The 739-nt window shown below is 35.5% G+C and carries 1 protein-coding gene and 1 pseudogene; one reads left to right on the top strand and one right to left on the bottom strand.

Annotated elements, in window-relative coordinates:
* Positions 1–234: 234 nt before the first annotated feature.
* Positions 235–495: a hypothetical protein gene (locus B0183_RS11755; RefSeq protein ID WP_005714586.1), complete on the top strand. Its 261-nt coding sequence runs from the start codon at positions 235–237 to the stop codon at positions 493–495.
* Positions 496–535: 40 nt separating this feature from the next.
* On the opposite strand, the pseudogene B0183_RS11750 reads toward B0183_RS11755, so the two are convergent.
* A pseudogene (locus B0183_RS11750) lies at positions 536–739 on the bottom strand (hypothetical protein); the annotation flags it as partial.

Here is a 739-nt window from a genome sequence, read left to right as displayed (position 1 = left end):
ATATAAACTCGCAAAATTTTCTGCATAACTTTACAAAATATTTTGCATAGTATAAAAATCATATTGCTATGCAAAATAAAGTGTAAATATCTTTATAACATTACCCCACTCTAGCCGCCTACACCTCCCCAGCCTAAATACACCGCACTTAGTTATTTTCACTCAAACTAAACTTGCTATGCAGGGCTAACAGAGTAATCCTGTCGTCACTTAAGCAAAACAGGAGAGCCTAAAATGACAACCTTCAAAATGAGAACTGAGCAAGAAATGATGTTAGAGTTAGCCTTAGTTGCGGTAAGAGAAGAACAACCTTTTACCATTGACGGTTCACAATACACCTTACCAAACGGACGGGGACAAACCTTTGTGTATAATCTTGCATTCTTAAATATTCGTTTTATTGAAGATGGTCGCAAAGATAGCGTTGTGCAATTTACTTCAACCCTTGCCCCATCAGCACCGCCATTTTATTGTTTATTATCTGAATTAGATTAAATTTAAACGCCCTTTAAACCAACTTTAAAGGGCGTTATTCTTAGAATTTATACACTAAGTTATCTTCATATTTTCCGCTATAACTTGTAGATGTATTCACTACAATCCGCTTTGCTCCATCGAACGCTTGCCAATTATCTACTTTATCTTCCTGCATATACTCAATAAACCGAATAAACTCCGATTTTGTTGAACTGAAGAAAATATAAGGTGGTTTAGTTAGGTTGATAAGCCTTAGAAAGTC

Source organism: Glaesserella parasuis, from assembly GCF_002015085.1.
Taxonomy (GTDB): domain Bacteria; phylum Pseudomonadota; class Gammaproteobacteria; order Enterobacterales; family Pasteurellaceae; genus Glaesserella; species Glaesserella parasuis.
This window is presented reverse-complemented; position numbering and strand designations above follow the sequence as displayed.

Bases quoted from the DNA above. Each gene is read 5' to 3' on its own strand.
- B0183_RS11755 (WP_005714586.1), top strand. From the start codon at position 235: ATGACAACCTTCAAAATGAGAACTGAGCAAGAAATGATGTTAGAGTTA.